This is a genomic window from Marinobacterium sp. xm-m-383, assembly GCF_013283255.1.
Classification (GTDB): domain Bacteria; phylum Pseudomonadota; class Gammaproteobacteria; order Pseudomonadales; family Balneatricaceae; genus Marinobacterium_E.
Window position 1 is genome coordinate 207,900 of the sequence record NZ_WBYT01000005.1, and the last position, 21,178, is coordinate 229,077.

The 21,178-nt window shown below is 49.5% G+C and carries 21 protein-coding genes; 8 read left to right on the top strand and 13 right to left on the bottom strand.

Annotated features, from left to right (window positions below):
* Positions 1-228 precede the first annotated feature (228 nt).
* Complete coding sequence (gene purU / locus XMM383_RS09915; protein ID WP_173494907.1) at positions 229-1,098, top strand: formyltetrahydrofolate deformylase; 870 nt, start codon at positions 229-231, stop codon at positions 1,096-1,098.
* A 9-nt stretch (positions 1,099-1,107) separates the two neighbouring features.
* On the opposite strand, the gene XMM383_RS09920 is transcribed toward purU, so the two are convergent.
* Positions 1,108-2,175 (bottom strand): substrate-binding domain-containing protein, encoded by a 1,068-nt coding sequence (locus tag XMM383_RS09920; protein WP_173483027.1) that lies wholly within the window; start codon positions 2,173-2,175, stop codon positions 1,108-1,110.
* A gap of 85 nt (positions 2,176-2,260) precedes the next feature.
* On the opposite strand from XMM383_RS09920, the gene XMM383_RS09925 reads away from it, so the two are divergent.
* Genes XMM383_RS09925 through XMM383_RS09945 form a run of 5 tightly spaced genes read left to right on the top strand, consistent with a single transcriptional unit; the run spans position 2,261 to position 8,231 of the window.
* Positions 2,261-2,797 carry a formate dehydrogenase subunit gamma gene (locus tag XMM383_RS09925; protein WP_173484365.1) on the top strand — a complete coding sequence of 179 codons (537 nt, stop codon included), beginning with the start codon at positions 2,261-2,263 and terminating at the stop codon, positions 2,795-2,797.
* Complete coding sequence (locus XMM383_RS09930; RefSeq protein WP_173483025.1) at positions 2,790-4,340, top strand: NADH-quinone oxidoreductase subunit NuoF; 1,551 nt, start codon at positions 2,790-2,792, stop codon at positions 4,338-4,340. Before XMM383_RS09925 ends, XMM383_RS09930 begins: the two co-directional genes overlap by 8 nt.
* A complete protein-coding gene (gene fdhF / locus XMM383_RS09935; protein ID WP_173484366.1) occupies positions 4,340-7,198 on the top strand; it encodes a formate dehydrogenase subunit alpha in 2,859 nt (952 codons plus the stop codon). Before XMM383_RS09930 ends, fdhF begins: the two co-directional genes overlap by 1 nt.
* A 6-nt stretch (positions 7,199-7,204) precedes the next feature.
* Positions 7,205-8,005, top strand: coding sequence for a formate dehydrogenase accessory sulfurtransferase FdhD (gene fdhD / locus XMM383_RS09940; protein ID WP_217363625.1), 801 nt, complete (start codon positions 7,205-7,207; stop codon positions 8,003-8,005).
* A gap of 1 nt (position 8,006) precedes the next feature.
* The gene (locus XMM383_RS09945; protein WP_173483023.1) at positions 8,007-8,231 is read left to right on the top strand and encodes a formate dehydrogenase subunit delta; all 225 of its coding nucleotides are present in this window, start codon (positions 8,007-8,009) and stop codon (positions 8,229-8,231) included.
* Here the strand turns inward: XMM383_RS09945 and XMM383_RS09950 are convergent.
* The 8 genes from XMM383_RS09950 to XMM383_RS09985 all read right to left on the bottom strand — a co-directional run bounded on the left by XMM383_RS09950 (position 8,208) and on the right by XMM383_RS09985 (position 15,143).
* Positions 8,208-8,765 (bottom strand): molybdenum cofactor guanylyltransferase, encoded by a 558-nt coding sequence (locus tag XMM383_RS09950; protein ID WP_173494909.1) that lies wholly within the window; start codon positions 8,763-8,765, stop codon positions 8,208-8,210. The genes XMM383_RS09945 and XMM383_RS09950 overlap by 24 nt on opposite strands.
* Positions 8,766-8,807: 42 nt before the next feature.
* Complete coding sequence (locus XMM383_RS09955; RefSeq protein ID WP_173494910.1) at positions 8,808-10,352, bottom strand: cryptochrome/photolyase family protein; 1,545 nt, start codon at positions 10,350-10,352, stop codon at positions 8,808-8,810.
* The gene (locus tag XMM383_RS11810; protein ID WP_173481210.1) at positions 10,349-10,492 is read right to left on the bottom strand and encodes a DUF2256 domain-containing protein; all 144 of its coding nucleotides are present in this window, start codon (positions 10,490-10,492) and stop codon (positions 10,349-10,351) included. Before XMM383_RS11810 ends, XMM383_RS09955 begins: the two co-directional genes overlap by 4 nt.
* Positions 10,492-11,796, bottom strand: a complete 1,305-nt coding sequence (locus tag XMM383_RS09965; RefSeq protein WP_173494911.1) for a DASH family cryptochrome — start codon at positions 11,794-11,796, stop codon at positions 10,492-10,494. Before XMM383_RS09965 ends, XMM383_RS11810 begins: the two co-directional genes overlap by 1 nt.
* Positions 11,797-11,863: 67 nt before the next feature.
* Positions 11,864-12,826 (bottom strand): SLAC1 anion channel family protein, encoded by a 963-nt coding sequence (locus XMM383_RS09970; protein ID WP_173494912.1) that lies wholly within the window; start codon positions 12,824-12,826, stop codon positions 11,864-11,866.
* A 57-nt stretch (positions 12,827-12,883) separates the two neighbouring features.
* Positions 12,884-13,564, bottom strand: coding sequence for a tRNA (N6-threonylcarbamoyladenosine(37)-N6)-methyltransferase TrmO (gene tsaA, locus XMM383_RS09975; RefSeq protein WP_173494913.1), 681 nt, complete (start codon positions 13,562-13,564; stop codon positions 12,884-12,886).
* 4 nt (positions 13,565-13,568) lie between these two features.
* Positions 13,569-14,384 (bottom strand): SDR family oxidoreductase, encoded by an 816-nt coding sequence (locus XMM383_RS09980; protein ID WP_173481206.1) that lies wholly within the window; start codon positions 14,382-14,384, stop codon positions 13,569-13,571.
* A 60-nt stretch (positions 14,385-14,444) separates the two neighbouring features.
* Positions 14,445-15,143, bottom strand: a complete 699-nt coding sequence (locus XMM383_RS09985; protein ID WP_173494914.1) for a ComF family protein — start codon at positions 15,141-15,143, stop codon at positions 14,445-14,447.
* 99 nt (positions 15,144-15,242) lie between these two features.
* Between XMM383_RS09985 and bioD the strand changes: the two genes are divergently transcribed.
* Positions 15,243-15,905 carry a dethiobiotin synthase gene (bioD, locus tag XMM383_RS09990; RefSeq protein WP_173484373.1) on the top strand — a complete coding sequence of 221 codons (663 nt, stop codon included), beginning with the start codon at positions 15,243-15,245 and terminating at the stop codon, positions 15,903-15,905.
* On the opposite strand, the gene XMM383_RS09995 is transcribed toward bioD, so the two are convergent.
* Genes XMM383_RS09995 through xseA form a run of 4 tightly spaced genes read right to left on the bottom strand, consistent with a single transcriptional unit; the run spans position 15,894 to position 19,529 of the window.
* Entirely contained in the window at positions 15,894-16,652 is a 759-nt protein-coding gene (locus tag XMM383_RS09995) for an alpha/beta fold hydrolase (protein WP_173481203.1), read from the bottom strand. The two genes, bioD and XMM383_RS09995, sit on opposite strands and share 12 nt — an antisense overlap.
* 3 nt (positions 16,653-16,655) lie before the next feature.
* The gene (locus XMM383_RS10000) at positions 16,656-17,282 is read right to left on the bottom strand and encodes an FKBP-type peptidyl-prolyl cis-trans isomerase (RefSeq protein ID WP_173481202.1); all 627 of its coding nucleotides are present in this window, start codon (positions 17,280-17,282) and stop codon (positions 16,656-16,658) included.
* A 49-nt stretch (positions 17,283-17,331) separates the two neighbouring features.
* A complete protein-coding gene (locus tag XMM383_RS10005; RefSeq protein ID WP_173481201.1) occupies positions 17,332-18,144 on the bottom strand; it encodes a peptidoglycan DD-metalloendopeptidase family protein in 813 nt (270 codons plus the stop codon).
* Between the two features lie 29 nt (positions 18,145-18,173).
* Entirely contained in the window at positions 18,174-19,529 is a 1,356-nt protein-coding gene (xseA, locus tag XMM383_RS10010; protein WP_173481200.1) for an exodeoxyribonuclease VII large subunit, read from the bottom strand.
* A 170-nt stretch (positions 19,530-19,699) separates the two neighbouring features.
* Between xseA and guaB the strand changes: the two genes are divergently transcribed.
* Positions 19,700-21,169, top strand: a complete 1,470-nt coding sequence (guaB, locus tag XMM383_RS10015; protein ID WP_173481199.1) for an IMP dehydrogenase — start codon at positions 19,700-19,702, stop codon at positions 21,167-21,169.
* Positions 21,170-21,178: the final 9 nt, after the last annotated feature.

A 21,178-nucleotide genomic window follows, 5' to 3' on the forward strand; every position in this document is an offset into this window, starting at 1 on the left:
CGACCAGAAGGGGGCGGCACCCCAAAGAAACCATTCAGCAGCAGCCCAAAGGCCTGTAAATATTACGGTGCCATAGCGTCGCGCTTTGGGTTTGAAAAAAGCTAGGTCATCATCGCGAATCACAATTTGTATCCTTAGGTGGATTGCATATAAATATGAAGCGTTTATTCTAAACGCATATTAGATATTCGGGCTAATTTAGTTCGATCTGCACTATTAGGAAACAGCGTGTCTACGTCACATCATTACACACTCAAGGTCGAGTGTCCTGGCCGTACTGGATTGGTCGCCGCAATCACCACTTTCTTGGCAAATCGCGACTTTTTTATCGTCGAAATGAAACAGTTCGATGATGAAGTCTCGGGTCGTTTCTTTAGCCGTTTAGAGTTCACAACTCACACACCGTTGGATTTGGAACAGATAGCTGAAGAGTTCAACCGTGAAGTTGCGGATGCGTTAGATATGAATGCTCAGTGGCGCAGTGCTAAAGCGCCTATGAAAACGTTGATCCTTGTCTCTCAACATGATCACTGTTTAATGGAGTTGCTCTATCAGCAGAAGCGTGGCGAGCTGAATATTGAGGTGACAGGTATTCTGTCTAATCACCCAGACCTTGAACCAGTCGCCAATTTCTATGGCTTAGACTTTGAGCTGTTACCGACGTTAGAGACCAAGCTGGAGACCAAGGCTGCTCGTGAAAAACGCATTCTTCAAGCGTTTAAAGAGACAGGTTCTGAGTTGGTTATATTGGCTCGATACATGCAGATTCTCTCGCCTGAACTCTGTTCAGCTTTGGCGGGGCAGTGTATCAATATTCACCACTCATTCTTGCCCGGCTTTAAGGGTGCTAGACCCTATTTTCAAGCCTATGATCGCGGCGTGAAACAGATTGGTGCGACCGCTCACTATGTTACTTCTGATCTTGATGAAGGTCCGATCATCGAACAAGAGGTGGGTCGTGTTGATCACAGTTTTGGCCCTGATGACTTGCGAGATATGGGTCGTAACATGGAGAACCTGGCGTTATCCAAAGCCGTTCGTGCTCACACCGAACAGCGCGTCTTTGTTAACGGTCTGAAAACTGTAGTGCTCTCATAGCTTTTCAAATTAGGTTATCGCTGCAAAGAGCTTATCAGTGCTCATTTGGGAGCCTATTCCATCCAACTGGTAACCTGGCAGGGCTTCGATGGCTGAGGTGAGTCCTGGGCTGGTGAGTTGCCCGATAAGTGCTTTAACCGGAGGGTGTTCAAGTCTGTTTGTTTTACAGACTAAAAGGTAGTGCTCCAGCGCAAGCGGGATAAAATCCAACCCGAAGTTTCGTGCCGGAGGTTCTACACCTAAGCCCACATCTGCCATGCCTGATGCCACATAGGCGGCAACGGCTGAGTGTGTGAACTCTCGAGTGGTGTAGCCATTAATCTTTTCCGGGTCCAGTTCTGCGCGATGAATCAACTCATTAAACAGTGCGCTGGTGCCGGAGCCCTCCTGCCGATTGATAAATCGAACATCAGAACGTATTAAATCGTTAAGCGACTTAATCTGTTTAGGGTTCCCTGATTGAACGATCAACCCCTGTTGGCGGGTAATATAGCGAATGACAGTAAGGTCATCACTTAACAGTTGTCGTTTGTGCTGTTCAATCAATTGGCTGCCGCCCACTCCCCTTGGAAGATGAAAGCCTGCAATATCACACTCCCCAGCGATCACAGCACGGATCGCTTGTTCGGCCGGCATGTATTGCAGATTAAGTTCTAGCTCTTCAATGTGTTCTGGGAGTAGTGCAACCGCGTAGCCGTGGCTGGCGTAAAGGCTTAGGATCGGGTTGTGTATCTCTAGCGCTTTATGGATCTCTAAATTCAATTCGGTTGCGAGGTTCTCCATCTGAGGTCCAAGTCTCGCTTGGACTCGCTCTTCGGCCCAAAGCAGTTTTTCCCCCAGTATTGTTAACTTCGCTCCACGACCTTTCTGCATCTCTACCAGAGGTGTTCCAAAAAAATCGGTCCACTGTTTGATCAGGTTCCAGCCGTGTCGGTATGAGATGCCAATCTGTTTAGCAGCGTCTGTCAGTTTCTCTGATTTTTTCAGTGCATGTAAGAGTGCAAAAAGCTGAGGACTTAGTTGCTGTCCGCTGCTGTCGGTAAATGTCCAGTTAGGCTCGACTTTGATCTTGTTCATATGAATAAAAATGCATATTTGTATAGGCTTTAACCAATGATAAGGTTCTTTAAACAAAAAATCAGCCAATATAGTGCGATTAAATATGAATAAAAATGCATATTCAGAGGCGTCCTCTCTACCTACGGGTTTTACAACAGAACAGTGGGTTGATGGCGTTGTTTCTTCAATTGAGCAGTTGAAAGATAAGCCAGGCGCGCTGTTGCCTATTCTGCATGAGATTCAAAACGCCGTCGGTTACATTCCGCCTGAGTCGATCGATCTCATAGCGGCTGCGCTCAATCAATCTAAAGCCGATGTATATGGCGTGATTACCTTCTATCACCAGTTCAGAATGACACCGCCTGGGAAATATCAGGTCGAGATCTGTCGAGCAGAGTCTTGTCAGGCTATGGGTGGCCGCGCTTTAGAGGCTCACGCTAAACAAGCTTTGGGTATCGATTACCACCAGACGACCGCTGATGGCGAGATTACACTCGAGCCCGTTTACTGTTTGGGCAACTGTGCCTGTTCTCCCTCTATACGCATTGGCGATCAAACCTATGCTCGTGTCACGCTTGAACAGTTTGACGACCTGATGGATGGGCTTCGCACGCACAACTTGGAGCTAACCAATGGCTAAACTATTTATCCCGCAAGATATGACAGCAAAAGCCTTAGGTTCTGATGCCGTGGCTGATCTTATACTAGCGCTTGCCAGTGCATCAGGGCAGGAAATTGAGATTGTTAGGAATGGTTCTAGGGGCATGTTTTGGCTTGAGCCCTTAGTTGAGATCGAAACGCCAGAAGGGCGTGTTGGATTTGGCCCAGTAACAACTCAACAGGTTGATCAATCACTGGTAAATGCGATCTTGAATGCAGACAAATCTCACCCATTGTCTGTTGGGCTGACTGAAGAGATTCCCTATTTAAAACAGCAGCAGCGTTTTTCATTTGCCAGAGCTGGGTTGGATGATCCACTCTCAATCACATTTTACAAATCCACCGGTGGATTTGTCGGTTTGCGCCAAGCGTTAAATCTATCGGGGCAGCAGATTGTTGATGAGGTTAAAGAGTCAGGATTGCGTGGTCGAGGCGGTGCTGCCTTTCCAACGGGTATAAAGTGGCAAACGGTCCATGATGTGGATGCCGACCCTGGCCAAACGAAGTACATTGTCTGTAATGCGGATGAGGGTGACTCTGGCACATTTGCTGACCGTTTAGCTATGGAAGCGGATCCCTATCAGTTGATCGAAGGGATGACCATCGCGGCTCTGGCTGTGGGTGCTGAACAGGGTTACATCTATCTTCGATCTGAGTACCCTGAAGCGCACCGTATCCTTAATGCTGCGATTAACACTGCAGAGAGCGAAGGCTTCCTTGGCACTAATATCTGTGGATCGGGACGATGCTTCAATCTTGAGGTGCGTCTCGGTGCTAAAGCCTACATCTGTGGTGAAGAGACAGCGCTTCTAGAAAGCCTTGAGGGCAAGCGTGGTATGGTTCGTGCTAAACCGCCACTGCCTGCGATAAAAGGACTCTTTGGTCAGCCAACGATCGTCAATAACGTGCTTACGTTGGCTTCAGTTCCATTTATTCTTCGCGAAGGGGCTAAAGCCTATGCCGATGTTGGCTTTGGTCGTTCAAGAGGGACCCTGGCTTTTCAGTTGGCTGGAAACATTAAACGAGGCGGCCTCGTTGAACTCGGTTTTGGTCCTTCGTTAAAAACACTGTTGGACGATTTTGGCGGCGGTACCTTTACCGGCCGCCCTATGCGTGCTGTTCAAGTCGGTGGTCCTTTAGGAGCCTACCTTCCCGAATCACAATGGGATACGCCACTCGATTATGAATCCTTTGCTGCCAAGCAAGCCGTGTTAGGCCATGGTGGTGTTGTCGTGTTTGATGATCAAGTCGATATGTTGCAGCAAGCACGATTCTCAATGGAGTTCTGTGTCTCTGAGTCTTGCGGTAAATGCACACCCTGCAGAATCGGTTCTACCCGAGGGGTTGAGGTGATTGATCGAATTCAGCAAAACCAATCTCGTGAAGAGAATATGGCGTTGCTTGAAGATCTTTGCGAAACCATGGTGGATGGGTCGCTATGTGCCATGGGAGGAATGACACCCTTCCCCGTTATGAGTGCTGTACGTCACTTCCCTGAAGATTTTGCCAAGGTGGTCCACTAATGACCGTCCAATTTTTTGAAGCCGACAAAGATTACGGGACGCCTAAGCGTCAATCAGACAAAATGGTCTCTCTTTGGATAGATGACTTTCAGGTATCAGTTCCTGAGGGTACCTCTGTTATGCGTGCGGCAGCGGAGATCGGTATACAAATACCCAAGCTCTGTGCCTCTGATAATCTCGAGTCGTTCGGCTCTTGTAGACTCTGTGCCGTAGAGATTGAAGGCCGTCGAGGTAAACCTGCCTCCTGCACGACACCAGCAGAGGAGGGCATGCGTGTTACAACGCAAAATGACGCTCTGGCGAAGTTGCGTCGTAACATTATGGAGCTCTACATTTCTGATCACCCGCTGGACTGTCTGACCTGTCCGGCTAATGGTAACTGTGAGCTTCAAGATATGGCCGGTGCCGTTGGTCTGCGTGAAGTTCGTTATGGATTTGATGGTGAGAACCACCTTGAGGGTGAGAAAGATGAATCAAATCCATACTTCACCTTTGATCCGACCAAGTGTATTGCATGTTCTCGCTGTGTGCGGGCCTGTGGAGAAGTTCAGGGCACCTTTGCGTTAACCATGGGGCATCGTGGCTTTGAATCAAAGATCACCGCTGGCGCTGATGACAGTTTTATGGAATCAGACTGTGTCTCTTGCGGCGCCTGTGTCCAAGCCTGCCCGACCTCTACATTGATGGAAAAATCGGTCATTGATCAAGGTCAGCCTGAACACGCAGTTGTGACTACCTGTGCTTATTGTGGTGTGGGGTGCTCTTTTAAAGCCGAGATGAAAGGTGATCAGCTCATTCGCATGGTGCCTTACAAGGGTGGCGAAGCGAACATGGGACACTCCTGTGTTAAAGGTCGCTTTGCCTTTGGCTATGCAACACACAGTGATCGTGTGACCAAACCGATGATTCGTGACTCAATTGATCAGCCCTGGCAAGAGGTCTCTTGGGATGAGGCGTTCACTTATGCGGCTAACAAGATGCGATCTATTCAACAGAGATACGGTCGTGAAAGTATCGGTGGCATCACTTCATCACGCTGTACTAATGAAGAGACCTATCTAGTACAGAAACTGATCCGCGCTGGTTTTGGTAACAACAACACTGATACCTGTGCGCGTGTCTGCCACTCGCCGACCGGTTTTGGATTGAAAGTGACCTTGGGTGAATCGGCTGGGACACAGACATTTGAGTCTGTTTTGCACTCTGATGCTATTTTGGTGATCGGTGCCAACCCGACGGATGCACACCCTGTGTTTGGCTCGATGTTGAAGCGTCGTGTCCGAGAGGGTGCATCTCTGATTGTGGCAGACCCTCGCTCTACCAGTCTCGTCTCAAGTGCCCACATTAAAGCGTCACAACATCTTCAACTACTTCCCGGAACCAATGTTGCCGTCATTAATGCACTTGCTCATGTGGTGATTACTGAAGGTTTAGAGGATCGTGACTTTATTGCTTCGCGTGTCGATGATGGAAGCTATCAGCAGTGGCGTGAGCATATTTCAGATCCGAAACACGCACCCGAGGCCGTAGCAGAGATTACTGGTGTTGCAGCAGAGACACTTCGCGACGCTGCACGTACCTTTGCCAAAGCTCCTAATGGTTCAATCTACTATGGCTTAGGTGTTACCGAACACTCGCAAGGTTCCACAATGGTCATGGGTATTGCCAATTTGGCACTGGCGACCGGTAATATCGGCCGCTTAGGGGTTGGTGTTAACCCGCTACGTGGTCAAAACAATGTGCAGGGTTCCTGTGATATGGGTTCATTCCCACACGAGCTACCCGGTTACCAGCATGTGTCAGATGACAAGGTCAGAGCGAAGTTCGAAGCTGTCTGGAATGTGTCGCTTGATAACGAACCCGGTCTGCGTATTCCTAATATGTTTAATGCTGCGCTCGATGGTGACTTTAAAGGGATGTATGTGCAGGGTGAAGATATTGCCCAATCTGATCCGAATACGGCTCATGTTGAAGCTGCATTGAAGTCGCTTGAGTGCTTGGTGGTTCAGGATATCTTCTTGAATGAGACCGCCAAATTTGCCCACGTCTTCTTGCCGGGTTCTTCATTCCTAGAGAAAGATGGCACATTCACCAATGCTGAACGACGTATCAACCGTGTTCGCAAGGTGATGAAGCCGCTTGCTGGGATGGCCGACTGGGAGGTTACTCAGGCCTTTTCGAATGCTTTAGGCTACCCAATGAACTACCAGCATCCTTCAGAAATTATGGATGAAATCGCTCAATTAACACCCTCATTTGCAGGTGTGAATTATCAGCGTTTAGAAGAGCAGGGTAGCATTCAATGGCCATGTAATGATCAGCAGCCTGAAGGTACGCCGATTATGCACATGGATAGTTTTCCAATCGGAAAGGCTCAGTTCGCGATCACTGAGTATGTGCCGACTGAAGAGCGATCGAATCGACGTTACCCTCTGCTTCTGACCACTGGTCGAATCTTGAGTCAGTACAATGTCGGTGCTCAGACCCGTCGAACAGAGAACCAGCAGTGGCACCCTGAAGATCAACTCGAGCTCCATCCGATCGATGCCGAGGATCGCGGTATTCAAACAGGTGATTCGGTCAGTATTGCCTCTCGAATGGGCACCACTGTGCTCAAGGCGCTGGTCTCAGATCGTATGCAGCCAGGTGTGGTCTACACGACTTTCCACCACCCAGGTAGCGGGGCGAATGTGGTCACAACTGAAAATTCAGATTGGGCGACTAACTGCCCTGAGTACAAAGTGACAGCCGTGCAGGTTAATAAAGTCACCGGTGAGTCCGATTGGCAGTCTCAGTTTAAGCAGTTTGATAAACGTCAGAGAGACTTCTTGGCGTCAGCGACGGGTGAGAAAGCCTAACCCGTGATGAAGCAGAGTCGAACGCGACAGGTATCCCGATGGCAGGTTAATCAATCTGAGGTTAGCCTGTTTGATGAGGTAGCCGAAGAGATACCCACAGCGCTCGTCTATAACGGGCTCTCTTATGCGGTGATGATGACAACGCCAGCGGATTTTGAGGTCTTTGCCTATGGCTTTTCATTAACCGAAGGGGTTGTGGAGTCGGCTGACGAAATATTGGGTATCGATGTTGAGTATCTGCCTGATTCGGCAGGTGTTTCAATTGAAATTGAGGTGACTCAACGTGCCGCTCGTCGTTTGGGAGAGACGCGGCGTAACCTTGCAGGACGCACTGGCTGTGGCTTATGCGGTGTAGAGTCGATACAGCAGGCGATTCGACCTATTGCAGCTGTATCCCAGACAGTCAATGTTAACCCTGAATCGATCGACTTAACGGTTCAGCATTTGCAGTCACATCAAGCGCTGCAAACAGCAACCGGGGGAGTGCATGCTGCTGCATGGTGTTCTCTGTCGGGTGAGATCTTAAGAGTGTTTGAAGACGTTGGGCGTCACAATGCGATGGATAAACTGGTGGGTTATCTCATGCAAACAGGCGCTGAAGTGGAGAACGGATTTGTACTTATTTCCAGTCGAGGGAGTTACGAAATCGTTCAGAAAGCGGCCGTCATTGGCATTGCCCAGCTGGTTACTCTATCAGCTCCCACTGATCTTGCTTGTCGTCAGGCCGAGGCGGTTGGGATTCGTTTGATCGGTTTTGCTCGCCCCGGACGACAGGTGCAGTACACAAAGTTGAATAAGGAAATTTAGAATGTCACAGCATCAATTGGCATCGATGATCGAGATGGTTAATCAAATCGCCGCCAATATCACTTCTGGAGAGTCTCAAGATCAGGTGGCTGAGAAGGTCTCTGTGCACTTAAAACGCTTTTGGTCACGCGGTATGAAAGAGCAAATTTTTGCTTATCTAGAGGCGGATGGATCTGAACTGTCACACGCAGCGAAAGCCTCTTTAGAGCGATTGAAAGCGCTCTAATATCTCCTGCCACTCCTCTGGCGTATTGGCATTGAGTAGCTGTTGCTCGTCTATGCAGGGGATAGAGCGCTCTTCTCTTTCAGAAAAGAAACGCTTGAGAGAGAGTCTTTCACCCTCAACAAGTCGCTGCGTCAGTCCATCGATAAGAGATTCAGGATTCCAAATAAAGATGGGAATGTAGAGATCATCGAAGTGGCTAGTGCACTGATGGGTAAACCCCGCATCAATGAGTCGACTTAACTCGCTGCGTTGCATTAGTGGCAGATCAACGGGTATCACTAAGGTTGGCCGTGATGAGTCTTCAGCCAGTGCTGCATGTATGCCACCTAGAGGACCGGAGTCTTTAAACTGATCTTGTATATGAGCTGGATTGTCATCATTTCGGCAAACCCTTACTTTACCTGCCCCACATTCAGATAATAGCTGTTGGGCACGCGCTAACAGCGTTTCTCCATCCAGTGTCAGTAGAGCCTTATCAGCCCCCATTCTTGATGAGTGACCGCCGGCTAGAATGACTCCATTGAACTTATGCATCTTGCTCATCTTTCTAAAGGTTGCGAGGTCGTTTAGTTTACCCTAGAGCTCATTTAGGTTCTGCAAATAGTGCTCGGCTGTTTGCAGAATCTCTGACTTCTCCTCTTCAGGCTTTTTATCCCAGTTACGATAGACCATCGCGGTGCGTGGGTTGTTGCTGAAACGGCTGGCGTGGCGATGTTGGAAGTGCCAATAGAGGCTATTGAATGGGCAGCTGTTATCCCCCGAGCGTTGTTTCACATCGTAGTGACACCCTTTGCAGTAGTCGCTCATTCGATTGATGTACTGGCCTGATCCTGAATAGGGTTTGGAAGCTAGCAAGCCGCCGTCGGCAAACTGACTCATACCGAGGGTGTTGGGCATCTCTACCCACTCAATGGCGTCGATGTAGATGCCTAGATACCAGGCATCAACCTGTTTAGGATCAATGCCAGCCATTAAACAGAAGTTCCCTATAACCATCAGTCGCTGAATGTGGTGCGCGTAGGCGTACTCCAGTGACTGATCAATGCACTGGTGCATGCAGTTCATTTTGGTCTTACCATCCCAGAAAAAGTCGGGGAGATACCTATCTGCATTCAGGGCATTCATGCTGGGGTATTCAGGTAGATTGATCCAGTAGATGCCACGAACAAACTCGCGCCAACCTAGAATCTGCCTGACAAAGCCCTCTATCTGAGCAAGATCGATACGTTCGGGTTGCTCGCGGTATGCTTGAATGGCTCGCTCAATCACCTGTGCCGGTGAGATCATTTTACAGTTCAGAGCGAAGGAGATTCGTGAATGGTAGAGACTCCATTTGTGCTCCGAGTTCGCCGTCATCGCATCCTGGAATTTTCCAAATAGAGGTAGGCAGTGAGTGCAGAAAAACTCCAGCAACTCCAGCGCTTCACTTCGTGTGATTGGCCAGACAAGTTGTGTGCCCATCTCACCAAAGTAGTTGATGCCGTGTCGATCTAAACGGTTTCGAATATCTTCTGTGTTGTGAGCAAACACCAGTGGTTCTGGAATGTCCGCAAGATCCGCTTTTTTAAACGCTTTTTGGTTCTCGGTATCGTAATTCCAACGACCGCCTTCGGGCTCTTTGCCCTGCATAAGGTAGCCATGTTTAACCCGCATGCGCCGGTAGAAGGCCTCCATACGGTGTCCAGTATTAGGTTTAAACTCTTTGCTGATCGCTTCAAATGGCAGTAGGAAGTGCTCGGTGTCGAACTCACGCAGACCGGTCCCTTCTGGTAGTGATAGGTTGCGACACTGTTCAAGAAGACGTATCTCATCAGGTCGCTGATACTCAATCTGTGTAAAACCGTGGCGTTTGATCAAATGGTTGATCAATGAGTCTAGGGATTCAAAATCGGCGGTCTCATCAAGCGTTAAATGAATGACCTGATGACCAGCGCTTTTAAGAGCCTCGGCAAAGCGCTGCATCGCCATAAAAAAAGCGGTGATCTTTTGCAGATGGTGTTTAACGTAGTTCTGCTCTTGGTGCAGTTCAGCAATGAGGTAGGTAACTTGGTATGATTTGTCACGAAACCAGCTGTGTTTGGCGTTGAGTTGGTCGCCGAGTACCAGTCTAAGGGTGCTCATCGCTGTTGCTTAGCCTCGCGTCGACAGCGCTCCGAGCAGTACTTCACCTGCTCCCAATCGCGCTCCCACTTTTTGCGCCAGTTGAAGGGCTTTTGGCACTGCTCACAGATTTTGCTTGGTAGATTGAGTTTGTGGTGCATTATTTCATCTCGATGGGCCAGTCGTGGTAGTCGACACGATCGATTGGCAGCATCATCTCTTCACCGCCCCAACGCTGTATAAATAGCCCCTCAGGGTCATAGGTTTGTGTCTGCTTCGCCAGATTGAATTGTCGATGGCCGCGCGGGTCTGCACCAACTCCACCTAAGTACTGCCAGTTCCCCCAATTACTGGCCAGATCAAAATCGATCAGCGCCTCTTCAAAGTAGGCCGCACCGTAACGCCAGTCAATGCCAAGCTCATGCACTAAGCAGCTCGCCACCAGCTGTCTGGCGCGATTGGATTGATAACCCGTTGCTTTCAACTGACGCATGGCAGCGTTGACGATTGGGTAGGGGGTGGTGCCTTCAATCCAGGACTTCATTCGTTCTGGGTAGAAAGAGGTTAAGGGCTTACGATTAAATGGCCCAGTCTGGTGATAGATCTTGTTGCCCCACTTGTGGGCATACCACTGGAAATAGTCACGCCACAGCAGTTCAAAAAATATCCAGTAGGTCGAGTCATTTGCAACCACATCTTCCTCATAACGATTCAGCCTCTCAATGATGCGCTTGGGTGACAATACCCCTAGCGCTAACCAGGGACTGAATTTAGTCGAGCACGCCCACTCATCCAGACCATTCCTAGTCTCCTTGTAGGTGGCGGGTAGATCACTGGAGAAATAGTGTTCGAGATGGTCTAACGCGCTCTGCTCAGAACCGTTGAAGGCATTCTCGCTAGAGCAATCAATGTTGAATGTGGAACCCTGTTTATCGCCGAGAGGAGGTAGGCTGTCAGGTTCAGCAATACGGGCATCAACCTCGATCGACTCTATCTTCTTTCTAAAGGGGGTGAAGCTATCCGGCAGTTCCGCTAGGGCAAAGGGAAGTTGTCGCTCACCGTAAAGAGTGTGCGTCTCTAACACTGTTATCACTAGGTGCGGAAAGCGTGATGCGATCTCTTTAAGAGCGCTCTGCTCATAGCTGCCAGTGTGTCGAGAGGTGACTAAATGCTCGACTTGATCACGTAAAATGACCTGGCTTAACGCTTCGACGTAATCGCTTTCAATCACTTCTAACGCCTGGTTCAGCAGGCTAAGTTTGCTGTGCAAGCTTGACAGTGCTTGGTTTAAAAACTGTTGGCGATGCTTACCGATTCCTTTGAAACCAAATCGATTGGTGCGCTTATCCCTGGGGTGTTGGATGAAGAGACAGGTTAGCTGTTCGCTGTTACGGGCTTTATTAAAGACGGGGTTGTCATCAAGGCGTAAGTTGTTGGTGAACCAGAGCAGTGTGTGTCGATACATGGGGCGATCCTATGGTTGAATCTTTGATACGCACTGCTCTGGGCTTTAGAGCACGGAGTGACTGGAATCAATCGGGTTGGAAAATAGATCCTTTGATAGCCGCTTTGACCGTTTTGACAATCAACACCGTTAGCAAAATAGAGACCAGTGTCAGCATCAGGTGGCTCAATGTTTGGAAGAAGAGAGTCTGGCTCTGCTCAAACATGATCAGTGTGCCAATGGTGAAGGCTGCAATTGGGAAAGAGTAGGCCCACCAAGAGACAAAGAAGGGGATTCTTGCAAAACGTGGAAGCTGCGACACAAGTAGCAGAACCAAGAACATCGCCGCGTAGTAGAGGATGTGTGCAAAGTTATCGACAACGCCCTGATTGAGCTTCAAATAGGCAATAAATCCGACCGCGGGCGGCGCGATCATGATAAACAGTGTCGGCAGTAACTTCTCTGGGAGTGGCTCGTGAAAAATGATGCGGTTAAAAACTAATACCTTTAACACAATCCAGTAGACTATTCCGATCGCAAAGAAGAACCAGCTGACCTCGGTAAAGCCCAGCGTAACCCCGCCAATGGGTGCAATGATGTTGCCCACAATCGGGATGAACCAAGCAGGGGTCGTGTGTTGTACCTGCCAGCGAGCGTGGTGTATCCATTGATTCATCAAATAGAGCGTCAAGATCAGTTGGATTGAAGCGCCCATCCACCATACGGCCGTTGCCAGAGGTGTCATGATCTCCGCCATTGCGACCGCGATCAGCATTAAACCGATGGAAAAAGCAGGGAAGAAGCTGATTTTGATGGGGTGATTAAACTCGGCAATCACCTGATGAGCATGACGGCGCATCTTTAATAGGTAGCTGATTGCCAGTGTTGCTAATAGAACGGCCGTAATCACTAACAGTACTTGCCACACAAGGTTAGTAATACCTAGAACCTCAGAGGCTTTTTTCCAAGCGAGGGTTAAGCCACCCATTCCCATTACCGTTGCGAACAGAGCCACCGGCATATGGGCTAGACGAGATGTCACATCATTCATTGTTTAATCCTGTGAAATTAGATGGATCTAATATAAGGGCTAACCTTAATGGCAACATTAAGATTGATCAATTGCTATCACCTCTATGGCATCTCTACTGATCGAAAACTGAATGTTGAAGCGCTCCAAACTGATTCCGTAAATACGTGTCTCATCAGAGTGAAAGGCGGGTCTAGGGTCTTGCCTTAGAACCTCTTCAATGAGTGTCGATAGTTGTGGTTCTTTAGAGATAACCTCTAAGGCCTGTTCAGAAAATTGAATAGGTTGTTGCAAGGGTTCGGGCTGTTCCATGCCGGGGTAAACGGCATCTGGCAGCGCGTCGGAGTAGGGGATGTAGGGTTTGATATCAAAGACCGGAGTGCCATCGACAAGGTCGATACCGGACAGATTCAGGTGAACCCCTTGGTTTGTATTGATTGAGTCGAGTTTCACAACCGATAACCCCATGGCGTTGGGGCGATGTGTGCTGCGTGTGGCAAACACGCCTAGCTTCTCGTTGCCACCTAGGCGGGGTGGTCGAGTTAAAGGCTTCCAGCCGGCATTCAGGTTCTCACTGAACTGAAAAATCAGCCAAACGTGAGAGCAGTGCTCTAACCCCCTAACGGCATCAGGGTCGTTGTAGGGTGAGACTAGCTCCAATACAGCTTGCGCGGAGGGCGCAAGGCCAGGCTGGCGCGGTGCGCCAAACTTCTCTTTGAATGGTGTTTTGATGAAACCGATCGGTTCAATACTGTGCATTCAGTTACATCTCTTCAATCGGTCTATCAGGAACGGCAGCGTCATCGTAGGCCCCCCAAATGGTTTGATCGAACTGAATGACGGATCCCGTCATCATGCCGCTGTCCTCTGAAGCCATCCATAGCACCGCTTTAGCGACCTCATCAGTCTGAAGAATTCTGCCTGCCGGAAGGGTGGCTGCTTTCCGATCAATAAATGAATCATCCCCCGTCTCTTGAGCGATCAGCTCTCGCTCGTGATCAGAGTTCATCCAGCCTATATCGAGCTGATTGACGCGAATTTGGTTTCTTAACAGGGCATAGCCAGAGTTTCTGGTGAGTGTCGCCAAGGCACCTTTTGATGCGCAGTAGGGGGATAGAAAAGGTTGTCCGGCATGTTCTGACATCGATCCAATGTTGATGATGGCTCCTTTGATCTTCTCGCGAATCATCACTTTGACACTCTCTTGCATGAGAAAGAAGGGCGCCTTTGTGTTGATGGCGAACATTTGATCGAACAGTTCTGGAGAGGTCGTCAGTAGGTTGCCTCTATCCGTTAATCCTGCCGCATTCACCAATAGATCAACCCGTCCAAACTGCTGATCGGTCTCGGCCACAATGTTGCGAACCTGGTCTATTTGATCGAGTTCAGCCGCAACAAAATGGGTTTTAATGCCATACTGTTCCGCGATCTCTGAAGAGACCTGTTTGCCTCTGATCTGGTTGCGGCCGGTGATAACAATTCCTGCTGCGCCTGCTTGGGCAAATTGGTGTGCGATGGCTGCGCCCAAGCCTTGAGTGCTGCCTGTAATGATTGCTACTTTTCCATCGATACGGTTCATCAATCTGTCCTAGTTTGATACTGACATCACCATACTGTTAAGAAAGGTTTGTGAAAAGTCTTATCGTCCTGGCGTTCTACAAATACTAATCGCTTCAATGTAAACCGTACCCGCTGCTTTGAGTGCTTCAGATGCTCGGTCAAAGGTGGTGCCGGTGGTATGAATATCATCGATCAATAGGACGTGACTGGGCGCTGGCTGATTGCAGTAGAAGGTCGAACCTAAATTGGTTTTACGTTCTGCACGATTGAGTGAGACTTGATGGTCTGTTCGACGCTTTTTTTGAAGGGATTGTCGATCAAGGGGGAGCTTTAAATAGCGACTCAAATGTTGGGCAATGATCTCCGCTTGATTAAAGCCACGCAGTGCACAATCGATTGGGTGACTGGGTATCGGTATCAGTGTGGGTTGGGTGCCGAATCGAGAGAGATCGATCTGCTTTGCCAGCAGCTGGCTCATCCAGAAAAGGGGCTCTGGATTCTTTCCCTGTTTGATCTTCTGGAATAGCTCTCGCATGGGGAACTGGTAGATCAGTGGTGATTGTGCGGTATCAAAATGAAACCACTCGCCATAGCAGTCTGGGCAGGATTCGTCTGGTTGATTAAGAGGGTAAGCGCAGACCTGGCAGGGGGTGCTGTTTTTAGCAAGGTCTGCAAAGCAACCCAAACAGAGTGGCTCATTGAACGGTTTGCTTAGTCTGCATAATGGACATTTTGCTGAGTCAAATAGCCACTCAACGATCGACTCTATCTGAAACATCAGTCTGGCCTCCTTGCCTATGATAAATTTAGTTTAGTCAGCGTTTTTAACTCTGTAAAATAGTCGCTCAAACTTAATCTGAAAGGGGCAGTGCGCGGTATGAAGCAGCGTTTTTTTGTGACGGGCACTGAGGTCTCTTCACCCGACAATGAATTCAGTTGTGCGCTTTTAAAGCAGGCTAATCAGAAAGGGTTTAGCTCTCTGGGTCTTAAGCCCGTTGCGACTGGCTGCAGTGAAGTGGATGGAGAGTTAAAGAGCCAAGAGGCGCTGAATTTAATGGCGTGCTCCTCCATTGAGCTCTCCTATCTTCAGGTGAATCCTTTCTCGCTAGCCGCAAATGCTTCGCCACACATTGCTGCTGAGATGGCGGACGTTAGAATGAGTGCTGATCGAATTAAAGCCTACATGAGCGGTGCACTGATGCGTTCGGTCAACCTGGCATTGGTCGAGGGAGTCAGTGGATGGCGGGCGCCCATCAATGATCGTGAGTCGATGGCTAGCGTCGCACAGGCGCTTGGCTTTTCAGTGATATTGGTCGTCAATCTGAATGAGAATGCGATCAATCAGACCTTGTTAACCGTCGAAGCGATTCGTCGTGATGGTCTCGCTTTGGCCGGCTGGGTCGTGTCACAGACTCAGTGTGACTCTGATGAACGAGCAATCGAGTGGTTGCGCAGAGTGGTTCCAGCGCCTTATTTAGGTTCTCTCGCTAGCGAAGGGGGTGAGTCAGATCGGTTGGATTGGGCGCCACTAGGACTGTAAAAACCGCTCAACAATCTTTGTAAAAAGCGCAGGCTTCTCTGCGTGTGGCCAGTGCCCAGTCCCCTCGATGATTCTGAGTTGAACTTTGGGGAAGCGTTTAACCACCTCGTTTTGGTATTCAGGCTTGATGTAGTCTGATTCGCTGCCTTTGATGAAAAGAGTTGGGCCTAGGTATTCCCCCTCACTCATTGGGCTGGCGATCTGATCATACTCGCGCTCAAGTGCCTCTATGTTCATTCGCCAATCAAACCCAGCCTCTGTGCGATAGAGGTTCTTCAGAAGAAACGCTCGAATACTAGCATTGTCAATGTGATGACTTAGGTGTTGATCAGCCTCGGTTCGGCTTTTGATCTCGTTCAGTGGGACCTGTTTTAGCCCTTTGAACACATCGGTGTGGTGGTGAGGGTATTGCACGGGAGCAATATCAACCACGATTAATCGTGAGACTCGTTCGGGATTATTCAGTGCCAGCTCCATAGCGATCTTTCCGCCCATAGAGTGCCCCAATAGATTAAATTGCTGCAACCCAAGTTGGTCGGCCAGTGCCAGGACGGAGTCTGCAAAGGTGCTGTAGTTAAACTGATCAACCTGAGGAGAGCGGCCATGGTTCAGCATGTCGGGAGCGATGACATCAAACTGCTGTTGCAGTGCTTTGATGGGACCGCCAAGATTTTCCCAGCTGCCGAATAGGCCGTGTAACATCAAAAGCGGTTCACCAGAACCGCTTCGATGAAAGTGCAAGCTCATCGCTTACAGAACGTCCAGTAGCTCAACGTCAAATAGAAGCGTTGAGTAAGGAGGGATGCCGCCCGGAGAACCTTGCGCACCGTAGGCTAGGTTGTAAGGGATAAATAGGCGCCATTTAGAGCCTTTAGGCATCAATTGAAGGGCTTCAGTCCAACCTGCGATTACACCTGTTACGGGGAATTCGATCGGTTGACCGCGCTCGACAGAGCTGTCGAAGACAGAACCGTCTGTGAATGTGCCGTGGTAGTGAACGCGTACTTTGTTAGCCGTTGTTGGCTTTTCAGCATCCGCATCACCTGCTGATAGGATTTCGTATTGCAGACCCGATTCAGTCACCGTTACTTCATCACGCTTTGCGTTGTCGTCTAGGAACTGTTGGCCAGCAGCCGCTTTCTCTTTGGCTTCTGCTTCTTGTTTAGCGCGTAGGCGTTCAGTCAGCTCGTTGAATGCCGCTTGTAGATCTTCTGGTTCTACGTGCATCGCTTCGCCGGCGAAAGAGGCTTTAAGGCCAAAGGCAACTGCGTTGATGTCTACGCCGTCAAAACCGTTTTGTGCCAGTTGGTCACCCATCTGACGACCAATGCCGTAGCTGGCGCGCTGTTCAATTGTTTCTAATGTAATGTCGCTCATGATTATCCAAATGTTTCGTTTAAGAACGGCGCGCAGGGTAACATATTCGTTACTGTTGAACGAATAGCAGTGGGTCTACGCGTTGGTTATTCAGACTCACGCCCCAGTGTAGGTGGGGTCCCGTCACTCGTCCGGTGGCACCTACCAGACCGATCTGTTGTCCCAGATCGACTTGATCACCGACTTTAACGTCAATTTTGCTCATGTGGCAGTACATGGTGGATAGGCCATGGCCATGGTCGATGATCACGGTATTGCCATTGAAGAAGTAATCTCCTACGGCGGTTACTTTGCCTTTAGCCGCTGCTTTAATCGGTGATCGATCGGGTGCAGCAATGTCCAGTCCAGAGTGGGGTGCACGAGGCTGATCATTGAAAAAACGTTTAAGTCCAAAGGCGCTGGAGTAGGGGCCTTCAGCAGGCATAGCCAAAGTCAGTATTGGGTCTTCGTTTTTGGTAAACAGTTTGTAGGCGCTCTTTTGCTCAGCCGACTCTCGTTTCCATCGAGCAACCTGTTTGGGGTCGGGTTCAACGTATTTACGCTGCTTAATCTTCAAACGCTGTTCTGGATAGGCTTTATCGTCTAATTGAAAGGTTAGAGTCTTGCCACTGAATTTGAGCTCCTGTGCTTTGCCAACGGTTGCCTTAAGGCTAATGCCGGCAACGGCAGTCCACTGTCCCTCTTGATCGACAACCATCACTCGGTAACCGTCATACGTCACTTCAGGTGCAGGTTCGCTGCTGGGCAGGCCTAGGTCTACGATGGCGATACCGCCCGGTACACGAGACTCTGTGGGCAGTGCTTTTGCAGTTAGGCTGAATAGAGCCAGTGACAGTGTCATCAGAAACAGGGGTAATCGCATACTCTCTCCCTTAATTATTAGTGTGCTTATCAATCGTTGGTTTCGGTGTGGATATCTGTAACCGTTGATGTGATGGAGCCTTTTTGCAGTCGAATATTGATACTCTGCCCGGCCTTAACTTGGCGTGAATCGCGTATCACCTCGTGCTGATCAGTCGTCGCCAATGCATAGCCACGCTCAAGCGTCGCTAGCGGGCTAATGGCCTGCAGGCGGCCCACCTTTTCAGCCAGCTCCAGCTTTCGTCGATCAATTTTACTCTTCGTAAGACTCTCTAACCGACTCATCAGTTGTTTAACCTGTTCCTGATGAGCAGTAAGAGTTCTACTCGGATTGAGACGACTAAGCTGGCTTTGGTTCTGATTGAGTTGGCTGCGTTTGTCGCGCATCAATCGGTTCATCGCGCTGTGCAGTCTCAGCTCCAATTCGTCACTACGCTGAACCTGTTCGCGGATACGCTCTCCGGGGTGTCTAAGCCGCTGTTGTAGGCTCTTTAACTGTGCCTGTTTTGCTGACAATAACCAATCAAACCGCTGTTTAAGAGCGCGCTCAGCTCGATTGATGTTGGCTAATATCTCTGCGCCATTGGGGCTGAGTAATTCGGCTGCTGCTGACGGAGTAGGGGCTCTTAAATCCGCCACCATGTCGGCGATGGAGAAGTCGACTTCGTGCCCGACCGCCGAAACGGTCGGGATGTTTGAGTTGGCTAGACTGAGCGCAACGACCTCTTCGTTAAAGGGCCAGAGATCTTCAAGCGAACCGCCACCGCGACCCACAATGAGTACATCCGCGATCCCTTCGCGGTTTGCCAGTTCAATCGCCTTAACAATTTGCCCAGTGGCTTCATTGCCTTGAACCGCCGTTGGGTAAAGTCTGACGGGTAGTCCAGGGTAGCGACGTTTGAGTACCGTCAAGATGTCGTGAATCGCTGCTCCAGTGGGGGAGGTGATCACGCCTATGCATTTAGGGTGTTCAGGGATCGGTTTTTTGCGGTCCGCTTCAAATAGCCCTTGCGCTTGCAGTTTTAGCTTTAGTTTTTCGAATAGGACTTGGAGTTGCCCTTGGCCATCTTGCTCCATAGCGCTACAGATCATCTGATAGTCGCCACGCCCTTCGTAAAGACTCACGCGTCCGGTGACAACCACCTGGTCACCCTCCTTGGGGGCAAAGTTCACCCGCAAATTGTTACCACGGAACATGGCGCAGCGAACCTGAGCTTTCTGATCTTTAAGGGTGAAGTACCAGTGGCCAGAGCTTGGCTTGGCTAAGTTGCTGATTTCGCCAACGACCCTGATCGAAAGAAACGAGTTCTCCAACAGCGATTTTACCTGCTTGTTCAGTTCGCTAACTGCGATGGCTGTTCGATTTGAAGAGGTTTGAACATTCATCCGGTCATGCTAGCGGTTGTTGCTTCTTTTTAACAGAAAAAATCCTATTGTGCGGCGCAGAAAAAAGGGTGAAAAATGCCGCTATTTACTGCGACTTTAGATTGATAAAAAAGGCGAATTTTAGTAATATATTGGGCTAATTTTTTGCCCATTTAGACAGGTTTTTTAGAATGTTACGAATTGTTGAAGAGGCTTTGACCTTTGATGATGTACTTCTCGTTCCCGCTTATTCAGAAGTGTTGCCTAACGCCGTTAGTTTGAAAACACGTCTGACCAAGGGTATCGAACTCAACATCCCACTGGTTTCTGCGGCGATGGATACCGTGACTGAATCTCGTCTTGCGATTGCTATGGCGCAAGAGGGTGGTATCGGCATCATTCATAAAAACTTAACCATCGAACAGCAGGCTGAAAATGTTCGCCGAGTGAAAAAGTTCGAGGCGGGTGTTGTTACTGATCCAGTCACTTGTCAGCCGACTACAACGGTTCGTGAAATCATCGCGCTGTCTCGTGAAGTGGGCTTCTCTGGTTTTCCTGTTGTTGAGAACGGCGACCTGGTTGGTATCGTCACTAGCCGTGATGTTCGCTTTGAAGAGAACCTAGACACCCCAGTCTCTAACATCATGACACCCAAAGAGCGTCTAGTGACGGTGGGTGAAGATGCGACTCACAAAGAGATCTCTGACCTTCTGCGTAAACACCGTATCGAGAAACTTCTAACCGTAAACGAGCAGTACCAACTGACCGGTATGGTGACGGTTAAAGATATGAACAAGGCGCAGGCTTACCCTAATGCGGCTAAAGATTCTCGCGGTCGTCTACTGGTAGGTGCTGCGGTAGGTACTGGTGCGGATACAGAAGCTCGCGTTGCAGCACTGGCTGAAGCGGGTGCCGATGTCATTGTTGTTGATACGGCACACGGTCACTCAAAAGGTGTTATTGATCGTGTTCGTTGGGTTAAACAGAACTTCCCAGATGTACAGGTGATCGGCGGTAACATCGCAACAGCAGATGCTGCCATCGCGTTAGCGGATGCGGGTGCTGACGGCGTTAAAGTAGGTATCGGCCCTGGTTCTATCTGTACGACACGTATCGTCGCAGGTATCGGTGTGCCACAGATCAGTGCGGTAGCCAATGTGGCTGCGGCGATGGCTGAGCGTGGCGTGCCTCTGATTGCTGACGGTGGTATCCGTTTCTCGGGTGATATCTCCAAAGCGATTGTTGCGGGCGCCTCTGCCGTCATGGTGGGCTCTATGCTTGCCGGTACTGATGAAGCGCCAGGTGAAGTTGAGCTGTTCCAAGGCCGTGCATTTAAGTCATACCGTGGTATGGGTTCTTTAGGTGCGATGTCAGGATCAACTGGCTCTTCAGACCGCTACTTCCAAGATGCGAAAGCGGGTGAAGATAAGCTTGTACCAGAAGGCATCGAAGGTCGTGTACCTTCGAAAGGTCCGCTGGCAGGCGTTGTACACCAGTTGATGGGTGGTCTTCGCGCCTCTATGGGTTACACCGGTTCAGGTGATATCGACACCATGCGCACTAAACCAGAGTTTGTTCGTATTACCAATGCAGGTATGAGCGAGAGCCACGTGCACGATGTCAGCATCACTAAAGAGGCACCAAACTACCGCGTCGGATAAGACTCGATA